The organism is Paenibacillus agaridevorans (assembly GCF_003112455.1).
GTDB classification, from domain to species: domain Bacteria; phylum Bacillota; class Bacilli; order Paenibacillales; family Paenibacillaceae; genus Pristimantibacillus; species Pristimantibacillus agaridevorans.
Genome location: NZ_BDQX01000098.1, coordinates 71,467 through 96,102 on the forward strand (window position 1 = coordinate 71,467; position 24,636 = coordinate 96,102).

Annotated in this window: 22 protein-coding genes and 1 pseudogene; 7 read left to right on the forward strand and 16 right to left on the reverse strand. The window is 50.1% G+C overall.

Annotated elements, in window-relative coordinates; genetic code table 11:
• Nucleotides 1–205: 205 nt before the first annotated feature.
• Nucleotides 206–2,377, forward strand: a complete 2,172-nt coding sequence (locus tag PAT3040_RS10325) for a helix-turn-helix transcriptional regulator (protein ID WP_181376541.1) — start codon at nucleotides 206–208, stop codon at nucleotides 2,375–2,377.
• A gap of 66 nt (nucleotides 2,378–2,443) precedes the next feature.
• On the opposite strand, the gene PAT3040_RS10330 is transcribed toward PAT3040_RS10325, so the two are convergent.
• From PAT3040_RS10330 to PAT3040_RS10350, 5 genes are read right to left on the reverse strand one after another with little or no spacing between them, the layout of a single operon-like run.
• A complete protein-coding gene (locus PAT3040_RS10330; protein ID WP_181376542.1) occupies nucleotides 2,444–3,496 on the reverse strand; it encodes a metallophosphoesterase family protein in 1,053 nt (350 codons plus the stop codon).
• A 25-nt stretch (nucleotides 3,497–3,521) separates the two neighbouring features.
• Nucleotides 3,522–4,508: a metallophosphoesterase family protein gene (locus PAT3040_RS10335; protein ID WP_108992559.1), complete on the reverse strand. Its 987-nt coding sequence runs from the start codon at nucleotides 4,506–4,508 to the stop codon at nucleotides 3,522–3,524.
• A complete protein-coding gene (locus PAT3040_RS10340) occupies nucleotides 4,505–5,335 on the reverse strand; it encodes an alkaline phosphatase family protein (protein WP_108992560.1) in 831 nt (276 codons plus the stop codon). The genes PAT3040_RS10335 and PAT3040_RS10340 overlap by 4 nt, the downstream gene beginning before the upstream one ends.
• A gap of 23 nt (nucleotides 5,336–5,358) precedes the next feature.
• On the reverse strand, nucleotides 5,359–6,213 hold the full coding sequence (locus PAT3040_RS10345; RefSeq protein WP_108992561.1) for an EamA family transporter: 855 nt from the start codon (nucleotides 6,211–6,213) through the stop codon (nucleotides 5,359–5,361).
• Between the two features lie 17 nt (nucleotides 6,214–6,230).
• Nucleotides 6,231–8,366 carry an alpha-amylase family protein gene (locus tag PAT3040_RS10350; RefSeq protein ID WP_108992562.1) on the reverse strand — a complete coding sequence of 712 codons (2,136 nt, stop codon included), beginning with the start codon at nucleotides 8,364–8,366 and terminating at the stop codon, nucleotides 6,231–6,233.
• A 307-nt stretch (nucleotides 8,367–8,673) separates the two neighbouring features.
• Here PAT3040_RS10350 and PAT3040_RS10355 point away from each other — a divergent pair, with 307 nt between their 5' ends.
• Complete coding sequence (locus PAT3040_RS10355) at nucleotides 8,674–10,608, forward strand: DUF5696 domain-containing protein (RefSeq protein WP_108992563.1); 1,935 nt, start codon at nucleotides 8,674–8,676, stop codon at nucleotides 10,606–10,608.
• Between the two features lie 74 nt (nucleotides 10,609–10,682).
• On the opposite strand, the gene PAT3040_RS10360 is transcribed toward PAT3040_RS10355, so the two are convergent.
• Nucleotides 10,683–10,991 (reverse strand): hypothetical protein, encoded by a 309-nt coding sequence (locus PAT3040_RS10360; RefSeq protein WP_108992564.1) that lies wholly within the window; start codon nucleotides 10,989–10,991, stop codon nucleotides 10,683–10,685.
• Between the two features lie 180 nt (nucleotides 10,992–11,171).
• Between PAT3040_RS10360 and PAT3040_RS10365 the strand changes: the two genes are divergently transcribed.
• Together PAT3040_RS10365 and PAT3040_RS10370 are read left to right on the forward strand one after the other, a co-directional pair.
• Nucleotides 11,172–12,653: a cellulase family glycosylhydrolase gene (locus PAT3040_RS10365; protein ID WP_258234930.1), complete on the forward strand. Its 1,482-nt coding sequence runs from the start codon at nucleotides 11,172–11,174 to the stop codon at nucleotides 12,651–12,653.
• A 60-nt stretch (nucleotides 12,654–12,713) separates the two neighbouring features.
• Entirely contained in the window at nucleotides 12,714–13,286 is a 573-nt protein-coding gene (locus tag PAT3040_RS10370) for a TetR/AcrR family transcriptional regulator (protein WP_108992566.1), read from the forward strand.
• 115 nt (nucleotides 13,287–13,401) lie between these two features.
• Here the strand turns inward: PAT3040_RS10370 and PAT3040_RS10375 are convergent, their stop codons facing one another.
• From PAT3040_RS10375 to PAT3040_RS10390, 4 genes are read right to left on the reverse strand one after another with little or no spacing between them, the layout of a single operon-like run.
• A complete protein-coding gene (locus PAT3040_RS10375; RefSeq protein WP_258234922.1) occupies nucleotides 13,402–14,709 on the reverse strand; it encodes an alpha-L-fucosidase in 1,308 nt (435 codons plus the stop codon).
• Between the two features lie 5 nt (nucleotides 14,710–14,714).
• Entirely contained in the window at nucleotides 14,715–15,812 is a 1,098-nt protein-coding gene (locus tag PAT3040_RS10380; RefSeq protein ID WP_108992568.1) for a mandelate racemase/muconate lactonizing enzyme family protein, read from the reverse strand.
• Between the two features lie 49 nt (nucleotides 15,813–15,861).
• Nucleotides 15,862–16,629, reverse strand: coding sequence for an SDR family NAD(P)-dependent oxidoreductase (locus tag PAT3040_RS10385; protein ID WP_108992569.1), 768 nt, complete (start codon nucleotides 16,627–16,629; stop codon nucleotides 15,862–15,864).
• Between the two features lie 7 nt (nucleotides 16,630–16,636).
• Nucleotides 16,637–17,794 carry an extracellular solute-binding protein gene (locus PAT3040_RS10390; RefSeq protein WP_108992570.1) on the reverse strand — a complete coding sequence of 386 codons (1,158 nt, stop codon included), beginning with the start codon at nucleotides 17,792–17,794 and terminating at the stop codon, nucleotides 16,637–16,639.
• A 241-nt stretch (nucleotides 17,795–18,035) separates the two neighbouring features.
• On the opposite strand from PAT3040_RS10390, the gene PAT3040_RS10395 reads away from it, so the two are divergent.
• Together PAT3040_RS10395 and PAT3040_RS38550 are read left to right on the forward strand one after the other, a co-directional pair.
• Nucleotides 18,036–18,893, forward strand: a complete 858-nt coding sequence (locus PAT3040_RS10395; RefSeq protein ID WP_108992571.1) for a helix-turn-helix transcriptional regulator — start codon at nucleotides 18,036–18,038, stop codon at nucleotides 18,891–18,893.
• 83 nt (nucleotides 18,894–18,976) lie between these two features.
• Nucleotides 18,977–20,085: pseudogene (locus PAT3040_RS38550) on the forward strand (AbrB family transcriptional regulator).
• 180 nt (nucleotides 20,086–20,265) lie between these two features.
• Here the strand turns inward: PAT3040_RS38550 and PAT3040_RS10410 are convergent.
• Together PAT3040_RS10410 and PAT3040_RS10415 are read right to left on the reverse strand one after the other, a co-directional pair.
• The gene (locus tag PAT3040_RS10410; protein WP_108992574.1) at nucleotides 20,266–20,874 is read right to left on the reverse strand and encodes a TVP38/TMEM64 family protein; all 609 of its coding nucleotides are present in this window, start codon (nucleotides 20,872–20,874) and stop codon (nucleotides 20,266–20,268) included.
• Complete coding sequence (locus tag PAT3040_RS10415) at nucleotides 20,871–21,308, reverse strand: MerR family transcriptional regulator (protein ID WP_108992575.1); 438 nt, start codon at nucleotides 21,306–21,308, stop codon at nucleotides 20,871–20,873. Before PAT3040_RS10415 ends, PAT3040_RS10410 begins: the two co-directional genes overlap by 4 nt.
• Before the next feature lie 169 nt (nucleotides 21,309–21,477).
• Between PAT3040_RS10415 and trxA the strand changes: the two genes are divergently transcribed.
• On the forward strand, nucleotides 21,478–21,786 hold the full coding sequence (gene trxA, locus PAT3040_RS10420; RefSeq protein ID WP_087568641.1) for a thioredoxin: 309 nt from the start codon (nucleotides 21,478–21,480) through the stop codon (nucleotides 21,784–21,786).
• 89 nt (nucleotides 21,787–21,875) lie between these two features.
• Here the strand turns inward: trxA and PAT3040_RS10425 are convergent, their stop codons facing one another.
• The 4 genes from PAT3040_RS10425 to PAT3040_RS10440 all read right to left on the reverse strand — a co-directional run bounded on the left by PAT3040_RS10425 (nucleotide 21,876) and on the right by PAT3040_RS10440 (nucleotide 24,628).
• Nucleotides 21,876–22,733, reverse strand: a complete 858-nt coding sequence (locus PAT3040_RS10425; RefSeq protein ID WP_108992576.1) for an SDR family oxidoreductase — start codon at nucleotides 22,731–22,733, stop codon at nucleotides 21,876–21,878.
• 102 nt (nucleotides 22,734–22,835) lie between these two features.
• Nucleotides 22,836–23,252: an Rrf2 family transcriptional regulator gene (locus tag PAT3040_RS10430; protein ID WP_087568643.1), complete on the reverse strand. Its 417-nt coding sequence runs from the start codon at nucleotides 23,250–23,252 to the stop codon at nucleotides 22,836–22,838.
• Nucleotides 23,253–23,375: 123 nt separating this feature from the next.
• Nucleotides 23,376–24,077: a DUF4367 domain-containing protein gene (locus PAT3040_RS10435; protein ID WP_108992577.1), complete on the reverse strand. Its 702-nt coding sequence runs from the start codon at nucleotides 24,075–24,077 to the stop codon at nucleotides 23,376–23,378.
• A complete protein-coding gene (locus PAT3040_RS10440; protein ID WP_258234923.1) occupies nucleotides 24,074–24,628 on the reverse strand; it encodes a sigma-70 family RNA polymerase sigma factor in 555 nt (184 codons plus the stop codon). The genes PAT3040_RS10435 and PAT3040_RS10440 overlap by 4 nt, the downstream gene beginning before the upstream one ends.
• Nucleotides 24,629–24,636 lie beyond the last annotated feature (8 nt).

Below are 24,636 nucleotides of genomic sequence, written 5' to 3' on the forward strand. Positions count from 1 at the left end.
TCGAATTCATGTGAACGAACGAAACCGGCAGTGGCACATAAAATGGCGAGCTTTCATTTATTAATGTGCTGTTCAGTATTTCAGCAACGCATGACAGTCAAGTCATATTCAGCTATAATCATACAATCACTTAATGAAGCAGCCAGAATCTTGCAAGCGGTTACACATAAAAATATCAAACCGCAAAAAAAAAGGGGGCTCCAACTTGAACAAATTACTCCGTTCTGTTTCCACTCGCTATCACAGAAGCAGCGTGTTGTTTAAGCTGCTCATCATCAACATGATTTTTATCATTCTGCTCTCCGGTCTGCTGGGGTTTAACTACTCCTATCTCAAAGCTAATGTGAAAGATGAAGTGTTGCGGACGAATGAAGGTTTCCTGAAGCAAGTGTCCGGTGAATTGTCCGGCGAATGGCTCTCGATTCGCAACATGATTTACAAATACAGCGTTAGCCCGGATACAAAAATTCTTTTCAACATTTCAAAAGATTCGCGTTACTATTATACCGAGTTATTGGCTTACAAAAACAAAATAACGCAAGCCAATCTGCAGCTTCCGTTCCGGGCGCAGCTCTCTGCGTATTTCCCGAATCAAGATAGGGTTGTCAGCAGCGATGGAACCCGCAGCTTAAACGTGTTCTATGAGAATCTTGACGTTAAAAACGACGGGGAAGTCTGCCGTTGCCTGCTTCAAAACGAATTGGAGCGCATTCATAACTTCCGTAATACGATCGTATTCTCGTACCGGCTATTCCCGGCAGGCTACATCTTCGTACAGATCGACAAAGACGAACTGCTGGCTTATTTAAATAATCAGACGAGGCTGCTTGATAACGTCATCGTCATAAGCGACAAGGAACATCAGCCTATTATTAGTACAGCCGCGCTTGATCCGGGTCTTGCCGGGCAACGGCTTCAGCAATTGTCGCACCCGATCATTATTGAAGGACTTAAGTATACGCCTATCACCCATTCAGACCCATTGTTTTCATATACCGTTTTGTTCTCGGAAAGTCAAATGCAGGAAAAGCTTCAAAAGGCCAACGGATATACCTTCATCTTGTTTGCCCTTTTCTTCGTCGTTAATCTGGGATTTTTGTTCGTCAATTGGTCCATGTTCAGACCGCTCAGGATCATGGCGAAGACGTTAAATCAATGGACGACAGCGCCCGCTACAAAAAATGAATTCGCGATACTCTCGGATACGTTCAAGGAGCTCAATTCTGTGACAGTCTCCATGAAACTGGAAATGACGGAGCAAGCCGACATCCTGGAGCATAACGCGCTTTTGCGGCTATCAAACGACGAAAACTATATTTTGAAGCCCAACATCCACCAGATGCTGTCAGCCAAGTTTGATTCTTATGCTGTTATTTATGTAATCGAAGAGAACAACCTTGGGGAGCACTCAGCTTATTACGCACCATTGCTAGAAGCCGCATTAAACCAAATTGGACCGTACATTCGCCTGCACCACCATAGCGATAAATGTATACTTATCGTAAATTGCTCCGAAACCGAAACGCTGGAAGCGCTAATCTATCGTGTTTTGGAGAGCGATCCCGCTCCGGTAATCAATGGGCTTTTTCTCTGCGGCATCAGTTCCGTTAAAACGCAACTGAAAGAAATCGGCAAAGCCATTTACGAATCGAAAGACGCGATAGACAAACATGTGCCGGACTTAACCCATTTAAAGCGCGTCAATCCATATCAAGCCCAGAACAGCGGCCAATCTTCGGTCATCCACTTATCCATCGATAAGGAGCAAGAGCTTGTCAACTATGTGCTCAAAGGAAACTCGGAAGCCGTTTATCAATTTTTTGATAAAACAATGGAAAAAACGTTTAAAAGTTTGACATTCGAGCAGTTCCAAAATATGCTTCGTTATTTCCACGACCTGCTGCTTGTCATTTTGAACAGCAAAAAAATTCCCTCCGAGGAGGTTGGGTTAACTCCGCCAACACCTATGGAGAGCTACCATCTTCAATATTTATTTAATCAAATTCGCAACGGATACGCCGTAGTTGCAAAGCGATCTGCATTGCCGAATACGCCGCTTATCGAGCAAATTAAACTTTATATCGAAAAAAACTATGCCAACCCGGACTTGTCGTTAACTGTCATTGCAGATCATTTCTCGATCACTCATGTTTATTTGTCTACCTACTTCAAGAAAAATACCGGCTATAACTTGAACTATTACGTGCACCTGATACGGATACAATCCGCAATTCAACTTATCCAATTGCATTCGCATTTAGCTATGAAAGATGTCGCCGAACGCGTCGGTTATACCAATGCCGGGACGTTTATCCGCCATTTCAAAAAAATTGCAGGTACGACGCCCACCCAGCATGTCAGGATGCAGCAGGAATAGATGTAAAAAAAGGGAGGCCGCGGTAAGCGGCCTCCCTTATGTTCTGATCCGGTGCTGCCGGACCGATCATACTTCAAAGATTACAATCCTGTCTTCTCCCGCTCCGAACCGGGTCATTCGCAATTCGCCTTTCGAACAATCTATACTGATGAGATCGAACGCCGTCTCGCTCGCCGTACCAACCGTCCTGTCGGGGCTTTCGGCATAATTTCGGTAGCTAACCGCGTTAAGAGTCGAAATCAGCGGAATGCCGTCTTGGTACAGCACCTGGTCGATATGGACGTGTCCGAACAGACAGGCGACAACTTGATTGCGATTTGTTTTGATGACTTTCCAAATCTTCTCGCCGTTTTCGACTTCGCCGTCAACATATCCTTTAACCCCTCGCTGAATAATTGGCAGATGCGAGAAAATGACGACCTTCCACTTATCGCCGTCCGGTATGTCGCTAAAATCGAACACCTTATGCTCGAACCAATCCACCTGTCTGTCCGAGAAGGCGTACTCCCATTGTCCGTTTTGCTGCAGCATTCCGTCCGCTTTTACTTTGTAGAGAACATCGACGCTGTTTAGCATAACGATTCTCGTCTTTTTTACCGGAATATCGTAGTAGTAATAAAGTCCGCTTTCGTTGCCTTTGTCAAATGAAACGGTTCCGTCCAAACTGCGGTAAATATCCATGTAGGCTTCGACCGGGAAAATGACATTGTTCGCGCCTTTTATTTTCAGGCGAAAATCCTCAATCGAGTTGTCATCATGGTTTCCTCTCATTGGGAAGGCGGGACAACCTTGCATTCGTATCGCATCCATCAACTCCGATTGGGCCAACAGGACCTCTATTTTGGGCCCATTCTCCATGATGTCCCCCCCGATAACCATACAGTCCGATGATAGCGCTTTAGCGGCGTGTTTGACCGCAGCGGCTGCCCGCAGCTGATTGCCTCCCAGTTTATGATGGGGATCGGTGTAAAACACGATAACGACACTTCCTGTTGTCTGCGCTTGCTTAGCCCGATCGATCGTTTCGCTTAAAGGTATATGATAATAGTCCGGTAAATCAGGATATTGTTCAGCCAGATCCGCTTGGCCCCGTCCATGCTCAGACGTTTCCACTCCCATCCGTTCATTCATCTCCTTTCTTGTTTTAGATGCGGATGCTTCTGTCCTCTCCTGCTCCGAAGCGGATGATCGAAAGTTCATTTTTTGCCTCATTTAAGCTGACAATATCGAATGCCGTTTCGGATGCCATATCTATTAATCTCCCGTAAGTGGCCGCATTAAGAGTAGAAATCATCGGAATGCCGTCTCTCACCAATACTTGATCGCAATGGACATGGCCGAAAAAACAAGCCGCGACGTGCTTTTGATTTCTTCTAATGATATCCCACATGGCTTCCCCATTAGCTACATCATGATCAACGCCTTCCAAGCCGTCCTGGATAATCGCGACATGTGAAAAAATCAAAACTTTCCATTCATCGCTGCTCGGCTGCCGGCCAAAATCGAAAACTTTGCGTTCGACCCAATCCAGCTGTCTTTCGGAAAAAGCGTATTCCCATTGTCCGTTATGCTTAAGCTCCCCGCTGTCAGCAGTCTGGTACGGAATATCGATACTGTTTAAAATGGCGATTCTCGTCTTTTTGCCGGGAATGTCATAGTAGTAATATAAGCCGCATTCGTTTCCTTTATCGAAGACTACTTTGCCCTCCAATGGTTTAAGCCAGTCCTCGTAGGATTGTTGCGGAAAAATGACATGATCCACGCCGCCCGTTTTTAGGTGAAAGTCCTGAATGGAATTGTCGTCATGATTGCCTTTCACCGGAAATACGGGACATTCCCGCACCCGAAGCGCATCAAGGATTTCCATTTGCGACCGTTCGACCTCCTCTTTCGGGCCGTTTTCGCTGAAATCTCCTCCGCATACGATCGCATCTACAGAAATGTTTTGCGCCAGCTGCCGGATGACCGCCGCCGTGCGAAGCTGATTGCCCCCGGGCATGTGATGCGGATCCGTGTAAAAAACAACTCGAACCGTCTGTTCATTTTGATCCTTCATCGTTCGCCTAATGGCTTGCGAAACCCAATACTCGTAATATTCCGGTATATCGTTGTTGAACTGATTTGTGCTCAACGGGACTCCTCCTTAAATAAACCAGAAGGCACTTTTGCAGACCATGTAACGGGCGAGTCGATTCCCAGCGCATAGGCGACGACAGCCGCTGTATCTTCAATCGCAACAGGCTCCGCTTCGGCATTCGACACGACGTTTGGACCTGCGCATCCCCAGAAAATCGTCACATCCTTCGGATGATCGCTTCCATGGTTTTTCGGGTCCGCCCCGCCCCCGCCGTGATCGGACAGAAATATGATCAAAGTGTCTTCCAGCTTATTTTTTGCCCGAAGAATAGCAAGAATTTGACCAATCAACTCATCTGTTTCTTCTATAACCTCATGAAATAGTGTCGTGCCATAACCGAAAGAATGTCCAGCCCCGTCGATCCCGTCGAATTGAATAAACATGAGCTTGAAATCCGGATATTGTTCAGAAAAAGCGGCTACTTCATGAACCAAATGTTTATCCGCATGGACGTTGGAGACATAGTCTGCGACGCCCGCTTCGATAATGCCGTCATTGATCGGCTTCCACGCGCTAAACGAGGCGATAACAGCGGACGGATCCGCTTCCTTTACAAGTCGCATAAACGACGGATATGGCGAATCGATCGGATATTGGCGATGCTCCGCTCTTTCGTTGGTAAGACCGTGCAGACTCGGCTTTACCCCATGGAACATCGATCCCCAACATTCTCCGCTAATCGTGGGAAGTACTGTTTGTGCCTCGTACGTAATAAATCCGCCCTTTAAAGCTTTGTCGATATTCGGAGTGTTTGCTTGATCGATCATATTGCCGGCCCCGTCAAGACCGATGATTACTACTCTTTTCGTTGCTTGCTTCATTTTCTTTCATCCCCTTTTGTTCATTATCCGCTTATGCCGACTACGATAATGCCTGCCGTAATCGCCGTTGCAGTCATCAATCTTCTGATTCCATTTTTCTCTTTCAGAATCCATATTCCCAACAAAGTAGCGACAACCGTTCCGATTTCCCTGACCGGAGCGATATGGGATACCGGAGCCAGGTTCATCGCCAACAGGAATAAGAAATACGAGCCGGGCATCAGCACCGATCCGAGCAAAATCATTCCTTTATTTTTTCTCCACTCGGACAATAACGTTTTTCCGTTTACCATCGTTCGCACATTCCCCAGCATAAATCCGATGTTGGAAGCCGCTATCAGAGTAAGCGGAGTTACGTATTGCAGTGTCATTTTATCGATCAACACATACGATGTCGTGCATAACCCTACCCCTAGCGCTATCAATACGGGCATTAACTGTACCGCTTGACCGGGATTTGAGCGTTTATTCCATTCGCTTAAACCCAATATGCCGAGCAGGATGATGGCAACTCCCGCCCATCCCCCTATGGACAATCGCTCACCCATAAAAATGACGCTAATTAAAGGAATAAGCAGTACTCCCGTTCCACGCTGAATCGGATAGACTTGGGACAAATCGCCCAGCTTATAGACCTGGGATAACATAAATGCGTAAGCCGCTTGTGCCGCCATGGACAACAGGAGCAATAAATAGACTTGCAGCCGATACCTTTCGCTCAACAATTCCATCAATAAAATGGGAATCAGAATGACATTTGCCGTCATGACGATCAGTGCGAGATACGCTTGCTTACTTTCACTTCGCTTGGCGAAAAAATTCCATATTGCATTCATTGTGCCTGAAATGATGACCAACGACATCGCAATCCAAAACATTCGTTAACCTTCTTTCATCAACTAAATCCGAGATCAGCCTTACCTTGTTCTTCTTCCCACCGAATACTCAACTTTAGCAGGCGGCTATCCTCGCTATCGCTGTCTTCGACTGCGATTACGATCCCAATACCGCTGCAATTCTCGTAGCCGTACGAGGAAGGAACCGAAATCCAATAATGCTCCGTCGTTCCCGGCACTCCCCGCAAATCGAGAAGCAATCGTCCGTCCTCCCAGCGTTCGTCTGCAACGCTGACCGCATCCATGCTGACATGTCTGGAGGAACCGATCAATTGCGGCCGGTTCTCGGCTTTGCACAAACCGACGATCTGACAATGCCCGAGCTCCAGTGCATCCAGCGCGATCGATCCGGTCTTTTTACCCAAATAACGCTGTTTCCAAAAATCGAACGCATGGTACGCGTCATCTGGCGCAAGCGCCAACGCTTCCAGCTCAAGCACGGTCTCCATTAGAGGCACAACCGCAAATCGGCCCGCAACGCACCACCGGCGAAATGGAAGATCAAAGTGTATCGCCCACAACGACCCAGTCGCATTCGTTTCACGCGGTTCCGCGTTCAGGCCAAGCAGAGCATAGGCGAAAGCATCATCCATTTGACGATCGCCGAGCTGCGGCAAGGACAAATCCAACGGGAAGGTCATGTCGAGCTGCCCCGTTTCTCCAGTCGTCGTTGCCAGAGACGGGATGCAACGCTGAATGGAATGAATTCTGTCCTTATCATAGAGCTCCGTATTGTCGCTGATCATCAACAGTCCGCCTGTTAACGAAACGAGCGACAGCAGCGATTGGCCCCACGCTTCCTCCGTACGCACGCATATGTAATCCGGGTCGTTTAAATAAAGGATTCGCTGAGTATGATACCAGCGGGCTGTTTCAACCATCTGCTTGCAAATCGCCGACCAGCTCGGATTCGAATCTCCGGCGATTCTGCACGCGTCAACGATTCCCGCCGCCTCCGTCAACACGCCCCAGCAAGCGAGGAAAAAGGAATCTTCTCCAATCTGCTCCCTTGCGCACTGGAGATAGTTGCGCAAACTCGCGGATGCCTCCTCATTTGAAAGGAGGCCGTCATTGACCGCCTTATGCAAACCGTCATACAAAAAATGACGAATTTGATCGGTTTTGAAATAACTGTACCCTTTGTCCTTTAATCCCCTGTACAGCGGCGCCACCTGCTCAGCCAACGTTTTCGGATCCGTTTTTAAGACGTTAAAAATCCACTGACCATATAAAGGATCCCCGCTGGAGTCGCATTCAAAATATTCGCGGTTCGCTTCCACGAACTCCCGATTCGTAACCATCGCGCTTGACCAAATTCCAGCCCGAAAACCACGTCCCTTTATGCTGGATATTAATCCGTCATGGCCATCCGGAAAGCGATGATTCGTTTGAATCCAAGCATCGGCAACGCTCCCTCCCTTTGTTGGAGGAATGTGTTCTGACTGAAAGCCGTCATCAATCTGCATCACATTCAACCCATAAGGCTTGAAGTGGGTATCCAAAAACGCCGCAGTTTTTTCGATATCCTTGCCGGTAACACGCTGCGCGAACGCTTCCCATGAGCTCCAGCCGGTAATCGGCTGCACATTCGGACGCCATTGCCATGGACGATGATGTTCAAATTGAAGATGGCGGCGATAATACTGCATCCGTAAATTGACAATCCAAGGCTGCAAACCTCCCTGAACTTCCAATTCCGCCTGCCAATCTCCAGTTTCGTTCTGTTCCAGGCGCGATTTTGTCCACGACCAACCTGCGCCATGCCAATCGATCAGCAAATCCTGAAAAACATCGTAAATCCCGTTAACCCCTTTAAGCAAAGGTTTGCCGATCTGACCCAGTATCGCCTGGCCTTTAACCGCTCTTTGCGGCCGCATGTTGAGCGCCTCCTTACTTAAATGAATGTTGACTTTGACCAAAGCAGGCTTATCCAAAGCAACATATATTTGCTGCACAAACGGGCTGCTCTGTATATTGCCGTTAGAAGCTTCACGATAGTACGGTTTTGCCCCCTCCGGAATAAAAATCGAGAGCAAAGGTTTACCATTATAGTCATAGTGCAGACAATGCTCGTTTTCTTCCCATCTGTGCGACGCATGAGCGACGGGCGGTTCCTTTTCAAATGTCGATTTCATCAAGCGACCTCCATATACAACTATTAGTTGCGCACTGATAAATATCTCTACACTGCTATGCTAAGCATGATCGTTTCGGGAGGCAACAGTCATAATTTAATCTGATAAACAAAAAAGCAGAGACGGTATTTTCAGTTTTTCATATGGCAGTCAAATCTTTATCCGGACGACGATTAACCCACGTTTTCGTAACGATCTTAAAAACGACAAATTGTTGAAGCTCCGGTCTCATGCTAGTTTAAAAAACAGGAGGATTGTAAGGAGGGACAATTCCGACATACAATGCTTAACGATGAGGTCAGAGAGGATGATCACGAAGACCATGCATGAAAATGATAACGTTATCTTATTAGAAAACGGCGGCACAAAAATTTTTCTGGACAAGAAAAGTTTAAGCGTACGCGTCGAGACGGAAAATGTCTCATGGGAAACCGTTTCCGGGGCGGCGAGTTTCGCCGTCGGATACGAACATGCCGATCGGTTTTTGATTTCACTTAATCAAGCTGAGAACAAACAGTTTTCTCCTATCGACTCGGGTTTCCTTCAAGGCGTCCGCATTCAGCTTGGCCCATTTTCCAGCAACGGCAAAATAATCGGAGTTCAAGCAGATGTTGCCGTCCTGCTAAACACCCACAGCGGCGAACTCGTTTTTGAAGTCCATGGGATCAGCGGCGGAACGGAAAATGAGGTCTCCGAAGTCATTTGGCCGGGATCATTTGCCTTTTCCGGCGATCGGGAGATCGACTATACGGTCGTACCCGCTATGCAAGGCTACCTGATTCCGGCAAATTGGCAGAAGCCGATTCGGCGATACCATAAAGGATTGATGTTCGATCGGGATGCCTATATGCCATGGTGGGGACAGGTCAAGGAGGGCAACGGATATTTGGCCATCATCGACACGCCTAATGATGCGCGTCTCACCGTGGAGCACGTCCCTTGTGTTCACACCCATGCGGAAGTCGTATGGATTCATTCGCTTGAACGCTTTGACTATACCCGTAAGCTGCGTGTCCGATTCGCTAAGGATATGAACTATGTCGGCATGGCCAAAATGTATCGTCAATATGTACGAAGTTTAGGCAAGTTACGTACGTTGGCGGAAAAGCAGCTTCGAAATCCAAAACTGTCGGAATTAATGGGCTCGGCCGTCGTACACACAAGCGTACATACTCGCATAGCGCCGGAATCTTATTACTTCGATAAGGAGCATCCCGAGAAAAACGATTTTGCCGTTCCTTTCGAAGAGAGAGCCTTGCAGCTCGCGGCGCTCCAGGAAAAATACGCCGGCAAGCTCTATGTCCACATAGATGGTTGGGGACGCAACGGCTACGATAATCTCCATCCCGACGTGCTTCCGCCAAGCCCGAAAGGCGGAGGCTGGGAAGGCATGCGGAAACTCCAGGAGGTGTGCAGAGATCAACATATTTTATTAGCCTTGCACGACAATTATCGGGACTTCTATTACGATGCCGATTCTTACAGCCCCGAGCTGACAATTAAACATCGGAACGGCGAACAGGAATTTTGCGATTATTGGGCGGGAGGAGCTCACAGCTGGCTTTGCACAACATTGTCCAAAGGTTATTTAGAACGCAATCACGATAAACTTAATGAAAACGGCATATATCCGGATGGGGTTTATATCGATGTGTTCGCCGTAGTACCTGGCGATGAATGTTATGATCCGAGACATCGGATGACAAGAACGGAGTGTATGACTTACCGTGCCTCCTGCTTCGAAGAGATCCGTTCCAGAGGGATGATCATCAGTTCGGAGGAACCAACCGATTGGGCCGTGCCTTATCTGGATCTGGTCCATCATGCTCCATATGCCCTTTATCCCGGCCCCGGAGAAGGCCCGGCTATCGGCATTCCTACACCGTTGTTCTCCCTTGTTTATCATGACGCGATCGTCGTGCCGTGGTCCTTGGATAGAGGAGCCTGGGGAATTCCGGAGACGGATCTCGGTCTGCTTCATGGGCTGTTGAATGCCGGCGTTCCTTATTTGCCCATCCAGCCTTCGGACAACGAAATTCCGATCGTCAAAACAATGGCCCGGCTCCATCAGCTTATAGGATCGCTTGAAATGACGAACCACGAATTTATGGACGGAAGCTGGCGCAAGCAACGCACTACGTTTGCAGACGGTACGATCGTCGAGGTCGATTTGGACGGTGACCGTTATACGATTCAAATGGCGGACGGTGAACTCATTTCGGAGGCAGCCGTTCATTTGTAATAAGGATGCGGATAACGCGGAAAGCTGTCCCCATAGTAGAGAATTCTACACCAGGGACAGCTTTCTTCGTTTTTTTAAGCTTTTATCTGATAATGAGCGGTTGTAATCGGTCCTTTATTGCCTTGCGTGTCAATTGCATACATTTCGATGTCGTACACTCCCGGAGGCGCTTCCCAAGGGATGACATACGACCATGAGAACAAGCGGTCTCCTTCCCGCTTCATCGCGTCGTATATACCATAATCCGATATTCGCATGATCGATCTCTCCAACGCCTCGCCGCTGTTGCCGGCATCGCCATACTCGATCTGCAGCTTAACCCTCTCTCCGCGTCGCCCGATCTTCGGATCGAACGTCACTTTGGCTTCATTAGCAATACTCATTTTATCACCCTCGCTTTTTTATTTGTACTGACTAGTCAGTTCAATCATAGAGGGGGATTGCATTTCGTGTCAATAGGGTAAACAAAAATATTAAGAATTGACAGTCCTCCTCTATCCGTCATATATTTAGACTGACTAGTCAGTTCAAATTCACTAAAAGGAGACTGCCCTTTGAAAAACATGACAACCAATGGTTCCCGGTTTATAGACGCTCAAGGACGCCAAGTCATTCTTCACGGCATCAGCATGGTTTGCAAGGATAAAGAAAAAGGTTATCTCGATCATTGGACAGACAAAGATTTTCTGAAATTAAAGCAATGGGGATTTAACGTTATCCGACTAGGCATCATATGGGACGGAATCGAACCTCAACCGGGACAGTTCGATGGTCAATACATTGAAAACGTTCGGGGGATGATCCAAATGGCCCATCGTTACGGTTTGTACGTCTTTCTGGATATGCACCAGGATTTGTACAGCTCGTTGTACGCAGACGGCGCGCCCGCTTGGGCTACTCTGATCGACGATCATGTATACGTAAAAACCGAGCTTTGGAGCGACGCTTACTTGTTCGACCGGGCGGTGCAAACCGCGTTCGACCATTTCTGGAGCAACACTCCCGCGTCCGACGGCATCGGCCTGCAGGATCACTACGTCGCGGCTTGGCGTTTTGTTGCCGAACGACTGCGCGATGAACCTAATCTGATCGGGTACGACATGATGAACGAGCCTTTTATCGGCTCCAAAGTCGAGGAAATGGTTGGAGGCATGTTTACGGCTTACGGAGAATTGGTGGCGGAACGAAGGGGTCAGCCTCCCGACATGAAGGAGCTGCTCGACATTTGGACCGATCACGAGAAAAAGCTGCAAGCGCTCGAAATGCTGAATTCCGTCGACGCGTATCGTTTTATCATGCAAGCGACTGCGCCAGCGCAGGACGTTTTCGAAAAAAACGTGCTCTCCCCTTTCTTCCAGAAAATCGGCCAGGCCATCCGCGAAGTTGATCCGGATCGGATTCTGTTTCTCGAAACGAATTACTTTTCCAACCTTGGCGTTGCCAGCTCGATCCAGCCAATCAAGGACGCACAAGGCCAACGCGATGCGCAGCAGGCATACGCGCCTCACGGCTACGACCTGGTAACCGATTCCGAATTCGTGCATGCCGCGGATAGCCGCCGCATCGACTTTATTTTTGACAATCATGTGCAAACCCGCGACAGACTGGATATGCCGATGCTGATCGGAGAATGGGGAGCCTACGGGGAATCCCGGCTAGCGGAGCAAGCGTGCCTCGACGTACAAAAAAACTTCGAACGGATGTTATGCGGCGACGTTTATTGGTGTTATTTGTATCCTGATATGGATCAGTTCAGCTCCTTTAACGGAGTGTGCAGGGGAATTCCGTCAGTGGTGGCCGGAACTATTTTAAGCTATCATTACGATAGAAGCGGAAGCTTCTTTGAGATGGAATGGATCGAGGATGGCAGTATCGACGCTCCGACAAGAATCTATTTTCCCGATATCGAAGTCATGCGGTCAGGCATGAAGTCGCTAACTTCTTCCGAAAGCGGATATGCGTGGTCTGGCCTGGAAGGAACGAAAGCAGGATATCTGAGTATTTCGTCTTCCGGAGGAGGCAGAAGATCTCTGCAGATCGGTTAATTCCTGAGGATGTGGTATACTTGACGGAAGATCGAGTTGTAGGAAAGGACCGATAGTACGTTGAGCAAAAATAAAATTATCGATGCCGCGATCAAGCTTTTTTCCGAGCAAGGCTATTACAGGACAAATATGGACGACATTGCCAAAGAAGCCAATGTGGCCAAAGGCACGCTTTATTACCATTTCTCGGGCAAGGGCGAGCTCTTCGAGAGGATCGTGACGGACGGCATTCAAATGCTGATGGACAAAATCGAGGAAGTGCTGCGGCAAAACGAGGACCCGGATTGGCAAATTCGAACAATCGTAAGCAAACACATCGAGTTGTTCCTGCATTACGGAGAACTTGTTCACATTATTTCCAATGAAATCACAAACGGAATCGAGCCGGATATTTTGGAGCGAATCGTCGCGCTTAAAAACAAGTACATCGCTTTTGTGGCAGACGTTTTGCGCTACGGACAAGCGGACGGCTCGCTAAACGAAATGCATTGCGAATTGGCGGCGGCAGGGCTGATCGGGATGATCCAAAGCGCAAGCTTGTACGTTATCCATCATCACGGTAAGGGATCGGTCGATGAGTTGCACGAAACGATTAACGCCTTCGTGCTTCCAGCTCTGCTTAAGAAAACTTAAAGGCATCATGCTTGCAGCATATTGATCGAACCGTGATTTTCATTCCTATATTACTGCAAAGGCCTTCCTAGGTTATGGAAGGCCTTTGCCGCTTTAATCTGTTAATCCCCTTCTTTCACCCCGGCCATACCGGTTTGCCATCGTATTCGACCGCGACGACCGTATTCCAATCATCGCAGTCAGCTGGATCAAGCTCGATCCACAATCTGCTGACGTAGTAGTCGCCGTCCACGCCGCCGGAGAATCCGTGCGTTCGCTCCGTGCGATACGGCAGCGGCTGACCGGAACCAACCAGATGAACGCTCCGGACTTCCCCGCCGATTTCGCGAAGCTCGATTGGGGATCGAGGCAAGTCGAGGATATGCAAATAGATGATGTTGTCCTTCGTCGTCATCGGACCGTAAAACACGGGAGGATAATGTTTAGGCACTCGTTTCGTGCCGTAGATGCCTTCGCCCCAGCGAGACAACCATCTTCCGATTGCAATCAGGCGCGCCTTCGCTTCCTCCGGCCATGTTCCATCTGGACGAGGCCCGACATTCAAGAGCAGATTTCCGCCTTTCGTCGCAATCTCCAGTAAAGTGCCCAGCAACGTAATCTCGCTTTTATAAGTGGATGCATCGGGATGATACGCCCATTGATGGTTCATCGTCATGCAGGTTTCCCACCATTCGTCCGGCGGATGATGCGGTACAAATTGCTCCGGCGTCTCGTAGTCTCCCGCACCGGGGAGACGATCGTTAATGATCAGGTGAGGCTGAAGATTTAGCATCATCGTCTTTACCTCGCTGCTCCGCCAGCGATCCGCGCCGAAGCCGGGAACGTCGAACCAGATCAGATCGATCCGTCCGTAACCCGTGAGCAGCTCCCGAAGCTGTTCGACGAACCGCCCATGGAACTTCCACCACCGATCCGGATCATACGTATTCGGTTTTGGAGATTGTATGCTCGCCGAGATCGGAATCGTGGCAAAATCCGGATCATGCCAGTCGATCGTCGTAAAGTAGAGTCCCACTTTAAGACCCTCTTCTCGGGCGGCCTCTACGAACGGGGCAATCAGATCCCGGCCCGGTCCTCGCTTCACGGCGTTATAGTCGGTTGTTTCGGTATCGAACAGACAGAAGCCGTCATGGTGTTTGGCCGTCAGGACGATATAGCTCGCCCCTGCTTCCTTGGCCATTCGAGTCCATTCTTTGGGATCGTAGGACTGCGGATTAAATTCATCCGCCAAATTTTCATAGTCCTCCACCTTCATATGTTGGCTGCTATGGGACATTAACGGCCAGGAAGCCTCGATGCCCCGAACCGAATAAGGTCCCCAATGAAGAAAGATACCAAATCTCGCTTCGTCGAACCATTGCGCTTCCGGATGTATGGCTTTCATCGATTCGTTCTCCTTTGGAATGTTATCGTCGTGCCTCAATCTTGTTACTTCACTCGATACTCGTCAAAATAACGAGGAAGGATCGTCGTCGAAGCTCCTGGCAACTGGGGCAGCACATAAAAGCCGTCCTTGACGGTAGCGGGCTCCTCGAAAATATGCCGGATCCACGGAATATACTCCAGCATGACGGCTCCCGGCGTTGCAGCCACAAGATGCTGATGGATCTGCCCCATGTCGCCGACATGCGGGCAGACCGGAATGTCGTAAGCCGCGGCAAGACCAGCCACCTGCAGCCACTCGGAGACGCCTGCGACGCGGGTAACGTCGACTTGAACGTACTCTACAGCGCCCGACGCGATGTAGTCGCGGAACGCGTATTTGTTATAAACATGCTCGCCGAGAGCGATTGGCACGTTTAATTCATCCGCCAGCTTCTTGTGACCGGAAATATCATCGGGATTTAGCGGCTCCTCCAGCCAAATGAGATCGAATTGTTCAAGTTTTTTGCCCCAGGTCATGGCTGTCGTGATGTTCCATTGCTGGTTCACGTCGATCATAAGGCCGGCTTTATCGCCAATAGCTTTGCGAACCGCCTCTACCCGCTCGTAATCTTCCCGTGGATCCGGTTTGCCGACCTTCATCTTAACAGCAGAGAAACCTTGCTCGAGGATAGAGGTCATATCCTCCACCAACCGTTCCTTGCTCCAATTTAACCAACCGCCGTTGGTGTTATAAGCTTTGATTCCTTCCGGCTTATGACCGCCTAAATATTTCCATAGGGGTTTTTCCGACGCCTTGGACATGATGTCCCACAACGCAATGTCCACTGCCGCCAGCGCCATATGAGTCACGCCGGAACGGCCGATCCAATGCATGGGGCCAAATCGCATTTCGTCCCAAAGCTGCTTCACCATAAAAGGATCTTTTCCGATGAGCGCAGGAGCGTAATAACGATCGATCGTATCGGCAATCATTTCGTCGCCTTTTGCGCATGTCCCCGTGTAGCCATACCCCGTCACGCCTTCATCGGTCTCGATGCGTACTCCCGTCACGCCCCAATGGGTAGCCACGTTAATAGCGTCCGTAATGGGCGGCAGAATCGGAACATGCAAAATAAAGCTTTCCGCTTTCGTGATTTTCATAATTCATTCCTCCTTGAAGTGTCGTAATCGAATATGCGTAAACAACCCTTTAATAGCCTAACGATGCTCCTCCGTCTACCGGCAAAGCAACGCCGGTCACGAATCGGGACAAATCGCTGGCGAAAAAGATCGCGGCGTCCGCGACTTCTTCCGGCGTCGCCGGCCGGCCCAGCGGATGCATGTCGTTTAAAATGATCCGCGTTTTGGCGGGATCATCCTGTTCCTCGATCCATTTCTCTAGCAGCGGCGTTGACACGCCGGCGGGACAGATGCAATTGACGCGCACTCCATCGGAGGCGTAGTCCAGCGCGAGCGACTTGGTCATGGCGACGATCGCGCCTTTGGTAGAGGCATATACCGCATTTTGCTTCTGCCCGACCAATCCGTTTAAAGAAGCCATATTGACGATGCTTCCCTTGGACTCTCGCAGCAACGGGATGGTATGTTTGATCAGCAAATAAACGCTTTTCATGTTAATATCGATAACCCGCTGCCACTCCGTCTCCTTTACGTCCTCCAGCGGCTTTGGCAAAATCGTGGCCGCGTTGTTGATCAGAACGTCCAGCCTGCCGTATCGGTCACGAATCGTGGCTGCTAATTGCCGAATCTCCCCTTCGTTCGCCACATCGGTTCGAATCGAGACAGCGGGTGAAAGGCCCGTTTTTCCTGCAATAGCTTGCGCGACCCGCTCGCCCCTCTTCTCGTCCACATCCGCGACGATGACCGTCGCGCCTTCCTCCGCGAGTCTGATCGCCGTTACTTCTCCGATACCGGATCCGCCGCCCGTGATGAGACAAACCTTATTGTTAGCGAGCATGGACGAACTACCCCCTTTCCATTGCGGCGACAATGTTTCCCGCGGCTTCACGGAGCGCTTCTTCTTCTGTTAGCGATCCTACGATGCAGGCTTGCAGAGCCTTCCAAAGCAAATCCTCGGTCTCCGGATATTTCGCGAATTTAGGCGGAATGATGACGCTCGTCCGCATCGTCTCATGCAGCAGCTCCAAACGCTTGGCGGCAAGCGTCCCGGCCATCGAGCTTTTCTTCTGTTCTTCCAGCAGCGATCGGCGAACGGGAACATGGCCATGCTCCGCGTCGATTCGCTGCGATTCGGCAGAGATGAGAAACTTAAGCAGTCGGATTGCAAGCTCCGGCTGACGACTAAACGTCGTAACGGCGAACGAATGACTCCCGCAATAGACCGCTCGCTTGCCATCCTCGTTCCCCGGCGTCAAAGCGTAGCCATACCTTTCGTTAACAACGCAGCCACCTTCTCGCAAAAAGCTGTCGTATCCGGGCCAGTCCGTAATCATCATGGTGCTGCCGACCCGGAAGGAGCGGGAAACTTCATCATAGTGCATATCCGGCAGCTCGCTTGGAGTCAGTCCCTCTTGATAGAGCCGCTTAAGAAACCGCAATGCTTTGGTACCGGCAGCGCTTTCAAAAGCAGGCCGAAGCTTCTCGTCAAATAACGTGCCTCCATAACTCGTCAGCAGCTCGAAGAAGGTGCCGGGATAAGCAAAGCCGGTCCACCCTCGTCGTTTCGCGGCAGCTGCGGCTTCGTATAACGACTCCCAAGTTTCGGGAACTTGAACGCCAAGCTGCTCCAGCCAATCCGTCCGATACAGCAGCAAGCGGGCATCGAAGTTGCGGGGGATGCTCTTTAATTCGCCGTCTACCCGGGCCAGCTCCAGCAGAGCCTGCGGGAAGTCCTCCAATTCTTCGGCTTGAAATTGTCCGTCCAAGCAGAGGAGATAGTCGCTTTGCGATGGAGCATACTTCGTATGGGTCGAGATCAGATCATACGGACATTCGCGTGTTCGAACGACATCCTTTAAGTGTCGGTTGAGTTCAGGATGGCTGCCCGTAAACGCAATGTTAACCCTAATGCCGGTGTTGCTTGCGAAAGACTCCAACGATTGATACAACGGCCGGTACGCCGGACCATCGATAAGCGCTACGTTTAATTCGCGATTAGACATACTGGTTCGCCTCCCTTCTACTTTCGTCTATTTGCACATTAATCCGTTTTTATTTCCTGGCTGTCAGAGTGCAAAATCTATATATATCGTAACATTTCAATGGACAACTGTATTTATCAGCTCTTCCAATCATTTGACAAATAGTCCGGTATCTCTAACTAAAAGAACTTTAAAAATGAAATGGAATAAGGTAAGCTTTCACTACGAGATTGAAATAACAGTTGCAAAGGGATGAGCATGAATGAAACGGCTGCACGAGGTCGAACCTTACGTTGGTGATGCTTTGCCCTATTTATACGATGGGGGCTACGAGGAGAAGCTGCGGGTATGCAATGTGTTTGCGTTTCATTTGTTTAACGATGGTCCGGGAGAAATGGAGATCGACGGCATGAAGCATCCCATCGGTCCAAAAACGTTGGTGTTCTTAAGGCCGAACCAACCGCACGCGTTTCATATCGACGCGAAGCATCCCCTTTCTTCTTACAATATCTATTGCGATTTATGGGACAAAGAGAATCCGCTCTCGGGAAACCGGGCATTCGTTTATGCGCCTGCCCCTTTCTCCTTCGAAACAAATCGGCAGGCTGCCATGCCGACTTGCGCCGATTTGGACTCCTTGCCCAGTGTGTTTTCCCTGCAGTCTCACCCCTGGTTATATGAATCTATCGTTCAACTAACCCGATTGTTCCATGATACTTTTTATTATAGAGATGAGTTGGTGAGCGGCTTGATGCAGAGCTGGCTGCTGGGTTGGTACAATGCGGTCCACTCGCGTCAGCCTACCGACTACCGAATCGTACGACTCCTTGCTTACTTGAACGAGAATCCCGAAGAACGCGCTTCGATCGACGAATGGGCGGCTTCCTGCGGGATGAAACGTTCCTACTTCCATGCACTGTTTCAGCGTGAAACAGGCATGGCGCCGAAGGCTTATCAGCACAAGCTGCTGATGAGGCGTGCAGCCAACCTGTTGCAAGAGAGCGAGTTGACGGTTACCGCCATCGCGGATCGATTGGGGTATACCTCCATTCACCCCTTTACGAGGCATTTCACCGCCGCATACGGAGCTAGTCCCCGACAATTTCGGTTAAATCGGTAAAACGGGTTTATCGTCCTGCTATTATCATGTATGATAATAGTTCAGTACTAAACGATTCGACTACTTAGAGGATGATTGGCGACATGAGATGGCTTCGAGCACGACATCGTTTGTTTATCACATTAATAACTTCTATTGCGGGAGGATGCGTCTTCTATTTCCTGCATATTCCCCTGCCGTGGATATTGGGTCCCATGACGTTCGTGTTACTGGGATCGACCCGCTTTAAAAATCGGTTCGCATGGAACAAATCCCTGCAGAACGCGGGCATGATGATCATTGCTTATACGATGGGGCTTTCCTTTACGGCAACGGTCCTGCACGAAATTTCTCGCCATTTGCCCAAAATGCTGCTGATGACGGTCATTCTTGTGTTGTTTAGCGTAGCGCTGGCAGCGATTCTAACCCGTCTAACGGGCGGCGACTTCCTGACCATGCTCATGGGCACGGTACCCGGGGGCTTAAGCCAGGTCGTTTTATTGGCTCAGGAGACAAAAGGCGTCAATGTGACGATCGTTACAGTCATGCAGGTCATGCGACTGATGACGATCATCGTCATGGTTCCGTTATTATTGTTCAGTCCCATTGTCGGCGCAAAACATAGCAACACGCTTGCGCCGCTTGCAGGCGAAATGGGAGCAACGACAGCCGCTGGTCAGAGCATTCTTATAAATGCGGCCCTATTTACCCTTGTTTGCGTTCTGTTCGCTTGGGGGTGGGAAAGCTGAAGCTGCCTACGGCTCCGCTGCTAGGACCCTTATTCGGCACAGCATTGCTTCAAATTGTCGGCTTGTCAGGTCCCGAACTGCCGCCTATCGTACTGATTGCGGCTCAAATCTGCATCGGCGCCTTTCTGGGGTTGCTCTTTAAGCCAGCGGAGTTTACGAACCGGTTCAAGACGCTGGCTCTGGCGCTTGCTTCCAGTCTGCTGCTTATATTGGGGACTTACTTGCAAAGCTTAATCTTGTCGGCGGATGAATCCATGTCGCTTTTGACAGCTTTGTTAAGTCTGGCTCCGGGCGGCATGGACCAGATGAGCATCATTGCTCACGAGACCGAGGCGGACGTCTCCATCGTCGTCGTTTATCAATTATTCCGGCTGCTGTTCATGTTTTTTGTCGTGATCCCGCTGCTCAAGCTCGTTGTGGACAGACTGCAGAACAAAAACCGTCAGTCTCGTACCGGCTCATGATCCGTCAAAAGCCCCAAAAACTCGTCTCCAACGCGGAGACGAGTTTTTGGTCTATTAAACGTTATGATGACCGTGTCTTGAACCTCGCACTCGAGGAAGAAGGCTTTATTTGACTTGCCTCGGTTGCTCCAAAGCCTCGTTCCCCTCACTCCGGTTATTCGCAAGGAAGTTATCCGTTGCTTAGCGAAATCGTCGATATGCTGCCAGGATGACGAGCAAAAAAAGCATATAAAAGACAATAACCCGAATCGCTCCTCCGGTGCTGGACATCCATTGATCTCCAACCAGGGCAAAAACGAACATGGTAGGCAGCTTCCCAATCAGCGTTGCGACCGCGAAAATTCGGAACGGCATCCGGCTGAGAGCCACATAGACGTTGACGAGGATTGCGGGAACGAACGGAAGCAGCCTGGCGAACAAGACGGCGATAAACGCATTGCGTTCCACTTGGACCGTGAACTTGCCGATCGTTGGGTTCTTGGACAGGAGCCGGCTGCCTTGCTCATGGAAGGCAAACCGCACGAGATAGAACATGATGGCGGCAGCCGCGGTCGATGAGAGAACGTTCGCGAGTCCTCCCCAATAGGGACCGTACTTTGCTCCGATGATGCCGGCTACGATGCCGTACGGAACGATTGGAACAAGACCGAATAAAATCGCCGCCCCAATGAGAAGGACGTGATGGGACGCGCTATCCTCTTGCAGCCAATGCATGATCGGCTCCCGATATAGCAGCAATAAAGCGACGGAAGCCGCATAAGCAGCAATGACCAGTCCTTTTTTGATCATGTCTCCCTTCCCTTTGTATGCGGTTTGGCCTGATCGTTAATGGTACTTAGGCTTTCGCTGACAGAAAGCGCGCTTCCACCAGCTACTCTTTCGTTGTTGATGGATTGGATTCGATCGATCAAATTGTTCCGGATGCCGTTCAAACTGCGAATCTGCTCGTCGATTTCTTCCAACTTCTGCTGGTAGATGGGCAGCACTTCCTCGCAGAACGATTCTTTATTCCGGATGACGCAATGGAGGAAGCTCGCGATTTGATCCGTAGTGAGTCCCAGATTCAAATAAAATCGTATCGTTTGAACTTGTTGAACGGCAAGCGGCGAATATTCGCGATAACCGTTGTCTTGGCGCAGCGGCGACAAAAGTCCCTTCTGCTCATAATATCTGAGCGAACGAAGGCTGCTTCCGGTCAATTCCGCTAATTGTCCGATCTTCATCGGGAGTCCTCCCTTCCTTCGATCATTATCCTTCTATTATAAACCTTTACGCAAGTGTCAGGGTCAAGGGGTTGACCTTGTCATTAATGGCAGGGTTTATACTGAATTCGCGGCACGATTGGCAAGAGCCATCGTACGTACTCTGCAAGAATGAAAGGAGCGAATAGGATTGGCCATTCTAGATGCAACGGAAAGCGATTTTGATGAAGTGATCCAATCGGAGAAGACGGTGCTTGTGGACTTTTGGGCGGTATGGTGTCCGCCTTGCAAGCGGCTTTCTCCTATCTTGAAGGAGCTCGACGAGGAGCTTGAAGATTTTAATGTCGCCAAGGTGAATGTTGACGAACACCCGGAGCTCGCTAGCCGCTTCGGCGTGATGAGCATGCCGACGTTGATCGTCTTCCAGGACGGCCAGCCTGTCAAGAAAGCCGTCGGTTTCCGCCACAAGGAAGCACTGACGGAGCTAATTGCCCGTTAGATGTTAAGGTATCGGAAGGATGAACGCAAGCACAAAGAAGGACTGTGCCCTGGTCTAATGACCAAAGGCACAGTCCTTCCTGTCAAGCTTTATTCTTTCACGAGATCGGCTAATGCTTCTCGCACCGGCGTAGCGGGCCTGCCCAGAAGTTTTTCGAAATCGTTGCTGACGATCTCGAGATGCCCTTCCCGAATGCCTTGTTGAATGCCGACGAGAATCGGCAGGACGAATTCAGGTATGCCCGCGCCTTTCATGATATCGGAATATGCCGCATCGTCGATATGCCGTACCTGCACGTCCTTGCCGATCGTATCCGCAAGCGTAGACGCCAATTCGTCTTGCGTAAGCAGGTTGCCCGACAGTTCGTAGATCGAATTTTCATGTCCTTCGCCGGCGAGAACGGCAGCTGCTGCTTCCGCGTAATCTTGCTGCAATGCCCAGCCCACTTTGCCCGATTCCGCGGAAGTAACCCATGGCGCGCCGGCAGCAGAGGCTTTGATCGCACCCAGCTCATTCTCCAGGTACCAGTTATTGCGCAGGAACGAATACGGAATGCCGGTTGCGGCTATGGCCGCTTCCGTGACGCGATGAACTTCGGCAAGGAAGATTCCGCTCTCGCTCGCGTTAGCAAGACTTGTGTAAGCGATGAAACCAACACCGGCGCGTTTGGCCGCATCTACCGCATGGTTGTGCTGTCTGATGCGAGTCTCGTTATCTCCGTCCGCCGATATGATCAGCAAGCGATCAATGCCTTGGAAGGCGGAATCCAGCGTTTCAGGACGATCGAAGTCGCCGAGTCGCACGTCTACTCCCTGCTCTTTGAGGTGTTGCGCTTTCTCCGGATTGCGTACGCTGACGGCAATATCGTTAGCAGGCAGTTTGCGCAGCAAAACTTCCACGATTTTCGAACCCAATTTCCCCGTTGCTCCCGTTACCAATACTTTCATCTGATGTTCCTCCTCTTTTTTATACGTTGTCACCATATTTGTTATAACATATATAGTTACAACGTTTTTAAAAATAAAAGCTCATGGATTAGAGCTTCCACTTTAAATAAACTTCGCGGTAATTCCGCTTAAAGTCGTCTCAGCCAGTCGATTCTCTAACGCGAGTTGCGCTTCATCCATCTCCGATTGCAGCGCCGCTTCGATATTTCTGCCGACCAGGCATCGTTCGTTGGGATCTTCGTGGAACCGGAACAGCCGTTGATCCTCGACGACATCGACAGCCCTATAAATATCCAGGAGCGTAATGTCTGCCGGAGATTTCAGCAGAGAAGCGCCGCCCACGCCGGGACGCACGTCAATAAAACCTGCCTTCTTAAGCATGCCCATAATTCTACGAATGACAACGGGATTCGTGCCTACGCTACCGGCTATATAATCGCCCGTACATTCGTTCGGAAAGCTTGCGATCAGGGACAACGTATGAACCGCTATCGAGAATCTCGTACTAATCTGCTTCATGTTTTGAATCACCACCGTTGTAACCATTGTAGTTACTACGCATCGTCATGTCAAGCGTTCTACTCGAAAAAAATCCCCGCCGTCCATGTCGACAGCGGGGATGAAGTCCAATCGTCGTACCGTTCAGTTGATCGATTCGGCTGCCTGCACAGCTTCGTCTGCGGTCAAATTGCCCACGATTCCGTATTGGATGCCGTTTTCGATCCAATACAGCTCCACAAGCTCCGGCTGCTCGAATACAAATCCTTCGGCTCCCTTTACCTGCACGGGAGAGAACATATCTTGCGGGAAGGCAGCTTCCATGCGGCTTACCGTATACGTGAACGATCGATCACCCGCGGCATACGTAAGCACGGCATCCCGAAGCGGCTCTCCTTCCATGCCCGCTGTCGTAATATCTTGAAGCAGGAATCCTTCCGGAAGCATTGAAGGTACGAACAGACCTTCGCCGAAAGCGGCTTTGGCTTCTTCTACCGTTGCCAACTTCGCCGTATTGAGCTGGGATAGTCCCGTCCCAGTGCCCGACGATGCGCCACCATCCGCTGGCGGTTGGCTGACACCCGTATTTCCCGTTTGCGGAGCGGGGACTGACGACGGCCCGTTTAACAGCGGGTATCCCGCGAATACGACGACAGCAGTAACCACTGCCGCCGTGCCCGCGATCCAGGCTTTGGGGAGGGAGAAACCTCTCCGCTTCTGCCCTGCCGCCGACGTTTGACGGCGAATTTTGTCCTTGGCTGCCTCGCTAAGTTCCATATTGTTAAATATCATATTATCCGACTCCTCTCGAAATTGTTCTCGCAATCGACGGTCGATATCGTTCATCTTCCGTATTCCTCCTTCTTCATCTCCTTGGCAAGCGCTTCACGAGCCCGATGCAGACGGTTCCGTACGGTTCCTTCGGGCACTCCGATCGCCTCGGCGATTTCCTTCGTTCCCAGATCCAAGTAATAATAAAGATACAACGCTTCCTGATAAGGCATAGATAATTGAAGCACATATCGCAGCACTTCGCTCTTCTCGAATTTCTCCAGCGCTTCCTCTTCCACGCTAATCGTTCTGCCCCGGTCCATGCGGACTGGATCAGTGGGCTGTTCCGCGAACATGCGGACCCCCATTTTGTCCCGGCATACATTGACGGTTATTGTCGTTAACCAGGTTTGGACGCTGCTGTCCCCCCGGAAGGACGTCCACTTGCGATATGCCCTTAGAAATGTCTCCTGGCTAATATCCTCCGCGAGATGCCGATCGCCCGTATAAAAATAGGCGGTTCGCATGACAGTCGAGCCGAAGCGGTTCATGAGCAGCTCGAGCGCCGCATCGGGATCGCGAGGAATGTTTTCGTTTTCGTAGCTATTGGAGCCGGCCGGCCTCACTGGATCAT